Genomic DNA, 6,766 nt, shown 5'->3' with positions numbered 1-6,766 from the left:
GACGTGAACGGCAACGTCTCCCTGCGCGGCGATCCCAACGTCACCATCATGATCGACGGCAAGCCGACGAACCTGTTCAAGGGCCCGGCGGGCGGCCAGACGCTGCAGTCGTTCCCGGCCGACCAGATCGAGCGGGTCGAGGTGATCACCAATCCGTCCGCCGCCTTCAGCCCCGAGGGTACGGCGGGGATCATCAACCTGATCACCAAGAAGGTCCGCAAGGCCGGCCGCTCGGGCTCGATCCGCGCCAACCTCGGCGGCGCAGGGCGACGGAACATCGGCGTCACCGGCGCCTACAATTCGGCCAAGGTCGCCCTCACCGGCAACCTGGCCGCACGCGACGATCCGCAGCATTCGAGAATCGAAGACTTCCGCCAGACGATCGACCGGAGCACGGGCGAGACCCTGACCAGCCACCGCAACCTGAGCTTCAAGGGGCCGGTGGACCTTTGGACCGCCCGTGCCGCGCTCGACTATGACCTCGACGCCAAGACGCGGCTCTCCGCCGAGCTTCGCCACAACGATTTCACCTACGATCCTCACACTGTGCAGCGCACCATCACGACTGATGCGAGCGGCGCTGTGGTCGGCGATGTCCCGCAGACGGGCAGCTATCACCAAGACACGGACACGACGTCGGGTTCAGGGGGCTTTCGCCGTCAGTTCGGCCAGGACCACGACCTCAACGTCGACCTCAGCCAGGAGCGGACGCTCGGGAAGTACGACGAGCAGCTGACGAACGTTCACCTGGTCCCGGCCTCGACCGACTCCTTCAGGGACATCCTGCAGCGCAACGTGCTCGAGCAGACCGAGCTGAAGGCGGACTACAACCGCCCGATGCCGAATGCGGCGAAGCTCAAGGCGGGCTACGACCTGCGGGGCCAAGACAACCGCTACGATGCGGCGATCCGGACGGGGACATCGCTCGACGACGCGGTTCTCGACCCCACCCAGTCGGACCTCTTCCTCTACAGGCAGACGCTGAACGCCGCCTACGTCACCTATGAGCAGCCGGTGGGCGACTTCACCGCGCTGGCCGGCCTCAGGTACGAGGACGAGCGCCTCGACCTCGACCAGGTGACCATGGCCTCGCGGCTCAGGCGAGAGGAGGGACGGCTCTATCCGAGCCTGCACCTCGCTTACAGGCTCTCTGACGCCCAGCAGCTCACCGCCAGCTATTCGGAGCGCGTGCAGCGCCCCTCGCCCGAGGACCTCAACGGCTTCCGGCTGGTCGAGAGCACCGTGGCGACCCAGGGGAACCCCAACCTGGAGCCGCAGATCACCCACTCGTTCGAAGCCGCCTGGCAGCTGAAGGAGAACGGGACCTATTACCTCGCGACGCTGTTCTACCGGCTGAACGACCACGGCGTGACCACCGTGGTGAGCGACCTCGGCAACGGCCTGCTGCTCAACACCAAGGAGAACCTCAGCCGCAGCCGCAACGCCGGCCTCGAGCTCGTCGCCAACGGCAAGCTGGGCAAGACGCTGAGCTACAACGCGAGCGTCAACCTCTACTGGGCCGAGATCGAATCCCAGAACCTGGGCCTGGCGGGCGTGAATCCGCGTCGCTCCGATTTGGCCGGCGGCGGGCGCGCGAGCCTGAACTGGCAGGCGACCCCGAACGACCTGTTCCAGGTGACCGGCATTGCGAACCCCAAGCGCCTGATACCGCAGGGTTTCTATGAGCCGATGTTCCTGGTGTTCCTGGGCTACCAGCACAAGTTGAGCGACAGCTTGTCCTTGGTGGTGACGGCGCAGGATCCGTTCGGGATCTATCGGTTCCGCGAAGTGCTCGACACGCCTCTCCTGCATGAGCACTTTACCAACCGCGCCCGCATCCAGGCGGCGTTCGTGGGCTTCACATGGAATTTCGGCGGGGGTGCGAAAAAACGCCCCGAGCCCGCGTTCGACTTCAGCGCGCCGCAGTAATGGACCGGCTGGCCGGCCCGGCGATGCCGAGGAAGACGATGAGCGCCTGATTCAGGCGGAGGAGATCCTCCGGATCAAGATAGCCGATTTTCGAGCCGATCTTCGACTTCGGAAGCGTCGTGACTTTGTCGATCATGAGCTGAGAAGGTTCGCGAAGTCCGTTGGTGGCGGTCGGCTGAACCGTGAGGCGGAATAGAGGTGCGTCGAACAAGGTCGTGGTGAAGGCGCAAACGGTGACCGATGCGGTGGCGTCGAAACGATCGTCTTGAATGATGACAACAGGACGCGGTTTGCCAGCGTAGCCTGGGCCGGCCGCGCTCCAGATTTCACCGCGCTTCACTGGTCGTCTTGTTCAGTGATGGCGTCAATGAAGGCTTGATCGTCGGCCTCTGAGACGCCGTTGCCGACGAGCTCCGATTGTCGGTGGGCTTCTGCCGCAAAGGAGACGGCGCGCACATCGGGGACCCAGATCTGGATGGGTCTCAGGCCCTGGCGGCGCAGGCGTTCACGGTGCGCCCGAACCTTGTCCCTGGATGCACGTGGGGAAGAGCTCATTGGTTTTCTCAGGTTACATGTAACCGAATTCAGGCCGCCAGGGAAGTGTGACAGGAACTTGACTCCGGCCTGGGGATTACTAGAACGAAATTAGAACATAAGGAGTCCGAAAGCGATGGCCGATTTTCGCGGGACCGCGCTCGCCGCGCTCCGGGCGGAGATCGCCGCCCTGGAGGCGGCCGGGCGGGCGCGCGCCGGCGTCCTGCCGTTCGGGGATCCGGCGATCGACGGCAGGCTGCCCGGCGGCGGCCTGCCGCTCGGCTCGTGGCACGAGTTCTGCGGCGCGGGCCTGGAGAGCGAGACGAGCGCGGCGCCGGCCGCCTTCGCGGCGCTGATGGCCGCGCCGCTGGCGGCCCGCGGCGAGGCCGTCTGGGTGTTCCGCCGCGACGACCTCTTCGCCCCTGGCCTCGCCGGCCTGGGCTTCCCGGCCGAGCGGCTGATCCAGGTCTGCGCCCGCGACGAAGCCGAGGCGCTGGCGGTGATGGAGGACGCGCTGTCCACTCCCGGCGTGGCGGCGGTGATCGGTGAGGTGGGGGACGTGGACCTGAGGGCCGGGCGGCGGCTGCAGCTCGCCTGCGAGCGGCGCGGCGGCGCAGGCTTCGTGATCCGCCGGCGCCCGTTCGGCGGGGCGGCCCGGCGCGCGGCGACAGGCTCGGCCGCGGCGACCCGCTGGCGCGCGGCCTCGGCGCCCTCCGCGCCGCCGGCGGGCGAGTTCGGCCTCGGCGCGCCGCGGTTCGAGGTGGCGCTGGAGCGGTGCCGGGGCGGGCGGACGGGATCCTTCCTCTTCGAAGCGGGGGCGGCATATTCATCGGAGGCCTGCCATGGCCCGCATCCTCTGCGCCTGGTCGCCGACCTGGGCGATCGACACCTGGCGCCGACGCAACCCGAGCGCCGAGCGGCGTGACGGATCTAAACCCCCTTCTCCCCTCGCGGGAGAAGAGTGCCCCCAAAGGGGGTGGGATGAGGGGTCGCGCAGGCCGCGCCGCAAAAACGTAACCTCCGCATCGGCCCCTTCGATCTCCGGCTGCCGGGAAACCCCTCATCCGTCGGGCTCCGCCCGACACCTTCTCCCGCAAGGGGAGAAGGGCAAAGATATTCCGCCCCCCTTCGCCCTGGTCGCCGCCGAGCGGGGGACGCGGCGGCTGACGGCGGTGAGCCTGGAGGCGGCCAGGCTCGGGCTCCATCCCGGCCAGAAGGCGACCGACGCCATGGCCCTGGTCCCCGAGCTCGCGACCGCCGAGGCCGAGCCGGAGGCCGACGCCCAGGCGCTTTCGGCGCTCGTCGACTGGTGCGTCCGCTTCTCGCCGGCCGTGGCGGCCGATCCGCCCGACGGCCTCGTCCTCGACATCAGCGGGCTCGCCCACCTGTGGGGCGGCGAGGCCGAGCTGATGGCCGACTTCCGCGCGCGGCTGGCGGGCGCCGGGGTCTTCGTCCGCCTGGCGGTCGCCGACACCGCGGCCGCCGCCTGGGGTCTCGCCCATTACGGCCGCGACGGGACCATCGCCGCGCCCGGCGCGCAGCGCGAGTCGCTGGGCGGGCTGCCGCCTGCGGCCCTGAAGCTCGACCTCGAAACCGCCGCCCAGATCGAGCGGCTGGGGTTCCGGCGGCTGTCCCAGCTCTTCGCCCTGCCCCGCGGCCCCTTCGCCAAGCGGTTCGGCCAGGCGGCGCTCACGCGTCTCGACCAGGCGCTCGGGCGAACGGCCGAGGCGCTCGCCTTCCGCCGGCCGTCCACGCCCTGGCTCGCCAGGCTCGCCTTCGCCGAGCCGATCAGCGCCCCGGAGGACCTGGCCCGGGTCGCCTTCGACGCCGCCGCAAAGCTCTGCGCGCGGCTGGACGAGGCCGGCAAGGGCGCCCGCCGCTTCGAGCTCTTCTTCCACCGGCTGGACGGCGCGAGCCCGAGCGTGGCGGCGGGACTGGCGCTTCCCGGCCGCGACGCCAACCGCATCGCCAAGCTGCTCGCGCCCAAGATCGAGACCGTCGACCCGGGCTTCGGGATCGAGGTCGTGACCCTCGCGGCCTTCGAGGTTGAGGCGCTCTCCGGCCGCCAGGCGGAGCTGCAGGGCGCGGCTCGGCCCGGCGTCGAGGAAGGGCTCTCGCCGCTGGTCGACCGGCTCGTCAACCGGCTGGGCGAGGACCGCGTCTGGCGCGCCGTCCCCGTCGAGAGCCATGTGCCGGAAGCCTCGCTCGCCCGCGGCCGACCGCTCGCGCCCGCGGCCGGCGCGCGGCCGTGGGATCCGGAGGCGCCTCGGCCGGTGCGCCTGTTCCGCCGCCCCGAGCCGCTGGAGGCGGTGGTCGCGCTCACCCCCGACGATCCGCCGAACCAGTTCCGCTGGCGCGGTCGGCTGCACCGCGTGCGCCGCGCCGAAGGGCCCGAACGCGTCGGCGAGGAATGGTGGAAGGGCGAGATCGAGGCGGTCTCGGTGGGCCACGTGCGCGACTACTACCGCGTGGAGGACGCCGACGGCGGGCGCTTCTGGCTGTTCCGCGCCGGCCTCTACGACGCGGGCGAGCCGCCCAAGTGGTGGCTGCACGGGGTGTTCGGATGAGGGGTCGCTTCATCCCTTCCGCTCGTCCCGCGAAGGCGGGGACCCAAGCGGCCCTATCGACCTGCACCACCCGCGGGTCAGTCTTGATCGCAGCTTGGATTCCCGCCTTCGCGGGAATGAGCGGTGAACAATGACCCGCTACGCCGAGCTGCAGGCTTCGAGCAACTTCTCGTTCCTGAGGGGCGCCTCGCACCCGCACGAGCTGGTGGCCGGGGCCGCGGCGCTGGGCATCGAGGCGATCGGCGTCTGCGACCGCAACTCGCTGGCCGGCGTCGTGCGCGCCTGGTCGGCGATGCAGGAGCTGCGCGAAGCGGGCTCGACAATCCGCGCGCTCACCGGCTGTCGCCTGGATTTCGTCGACGGGACGCCCAGCCTGATCGTCTATCCCACCGACCGCGAGGCCTATGGCCGGCTCACCCGGCTGCTCACCCTGGGCCAGCGGCGGGTCGAGAAGGGCCAGTGCGAGCTGCGCCTGCCCGATTTCCTCGACCATGCCGAGGGCCAGCTCGTGCTGGCCATCCCGCCGGAGCGGCTTGACGCGGGCTTCGAGGCCGAGCTGAGGCGGATCGCCAGGGAATTGCCCGACCTCTGGCTCGCCGCCGCCCGGCGCTACGGCGCGCGCGACCTGAAGCGCCTCGCCGGTCTCGCGGGGATGGCCGAGCGCTGCGGCGCGCCGATGGTGGCGGTGAACGACGTCCTCTACCACGGCCCGGAGCGGCGGCCGCTGCAGGACGTGCTGACCTGCATCCGCGAGGGCTGCACGATCCACGAGGCGGGGCTTCGGCTGCAGGCCAACGCCGAGCGCCACCTCAAGGGCCCCGAGGAGATGGCCCGCCTGTTCGCGAAGTTCCCCGGCGCGGTGGAGCGCAGCCTCGAGATCGCCGGTCGCATCGGCTTCGACCTCTCACAGCTGCGCTACGAATATCCGGACGAGCCGGTGCCGCCGGGCAAGACCGCCATCCAGCACCTGCGCGACCTGACCTGGCAAGGCGCCCGGTGGCGCTTCCCGAACGGCGTCCCCGAGAAGGAGCGCAGGACCATCGAGCACGAGCTCGCGCTGATCGAGAAGCTCGACTTCCCGAACTATTTCCTGACCGTCCATGACGTGGTCCGCTGGGCCCGCGAGCAGGACATCCTGTGCCAGGGGCGAGGCTCGGCGGCCAATTCCCTGGTCTGCTTCTGCCTCGGCATCACCGCGGTCGATCCCACCAAGCCGCACCAGGACCTGCTGTTCTCGCGCTTCATCTCCGAGAAGCGCGGCGAGCCGCCCGACATCGACGTCGATTTCGAGCACGAGCGGCGCGAGGAGGTGATGCAGTACGTCTACGACCGCTATGGCCGCGACCGGGCGGCCATCGTCGCCACGGTCATCCACTACCGGCCGCGCATGGCGATCCGCCAGGTGGGCAAGGCGCTGGGGCTGACCGAAGACATCACCGCCGCGCTCGCCAACACCGTCTGGGGCAGCTGGGGCGACAAGGTCGCCGACGACCATATCCGCCAGTGCGGCATCGACCCGGACGCCCCGGAGATCCGCCGCGCCACCGCGCTGGCGCAGGAGCTGCTGGGGTTCCCGCGCCACCTCTCGCAGCACGTGGGCGGCTACGTCCTGACCAAGCGCCGGCTCGACGAGACGGTGCCGATCGGCAACGCCGCCATGCCCGACCGGACCTTCATCGAATGGGACAAGGACGACATCGACGCGCTTGGCCTGATGAAGGTCGACGTCCTGGCGC

General features: G+C 70.1%; 6 protein-coding genes. 4 read left to right on the top strand and 2 right to left on the bottom strand.

Going from position 1 to position 6,766, the window contains the following annotated elements; genetic code table 11:
* Positions 1-1,929 (top strand): TonB-dependent receptor domain-containing protein (locus VLI41_RS11745; protein WP_325268263.1); only part of this gene is annotated, 1,929 nt, incomplete at its 5' end.
* Here VLI41_RS11745 and VLI41_RS11740 read toward each other — a convergent pair.
* Together VLI41_RS11740 and VLI41_RS16830 are read right to left on the bottom strand one after the other, a co-directional pair.
* Entirely contained in the window at positions 1,913-2,269 is a 357-nt protein-coding gene (locus VLI41_RS11740; RefSeq protein ID WP_325268262.1) for a type II toxin-antitoxin system PemK/MazF family toxin, read from the bottom strand. The genes VLI41_RS11745 and VLI41_RS11740 overlap by 17 nt on opposite strands.
* The gene (locus VLI41_RS16830) at positions 2,266-2,484 is read right to left on the bottom strand and encodes an antitoxin MazE family protein (protein WP_414692550.1); all 219 of its coding nucleotides are present in this window, start codon (positions 2,482-2,484) and stop codon (positions 2,266-2,268) included. The genes VLI41_RS11740 and VLI41_RS16830 overlap by 4 nt, the downstream gene beginning before the upstream one ends.
* A gap of 115 nt (positions 2,485-2,599) precedes the next feature.
* Here VLI41_RS16830 and VLI41_RS11735 point away from each other — a divergent pair, with 115 nt between their 5' ends.
* The 3 genes from VLI41_RS11735 to VLI41_RS11725 all read left to right on the top strand — a co-directional run.
* Complete coding sequence (locus tag VLI41_RS11735) at positions 2,600-3,388, top strand: protein imuA (RefSeq protein ID WP_325268261.1); 789 nt, start codon at positions 2,600-2,602, stop codon at positions 3,386-3,388.
* A gap of 208 nt (positions 3,389-3,596) precedes the next feature.
* The gene (locus tag VLI41_RS11730) at positions 3,597-5,030 is read left to right on the top strand and encodes a DUF6504 family protein (RefSeq protein ID WP_325268264.1); all 1,434 of its coding nucleotides are present in this window, start codon (positions 3,597-3,599) and stop codon (positions 5,028-5,030) included.
* Between the two features lie 130 nt (positions 5,031-5,160).
* A partial coding sequence (locus VLI41_RS11725) for a PHP domain-containing protein (RefSeq protein WP_325268260.1) occupies positions 5,161-6,766 on the top strand: 1,606 nt, incomplete at its 3' end.

The organism is Phenylobacterium sp. (assembly GCF_035475775.1).
GTDB lineage: Bacteria > Pseudomonadota > Alphaproteobacteria > Caulobacterales > Caulobacteraceae > Phenylobacterium.
The sequence above is the reverse complement of the archived record's forward strand: the minus strand, read 5'-3'. Positions and strand labels throughout refer to the sequence as shown.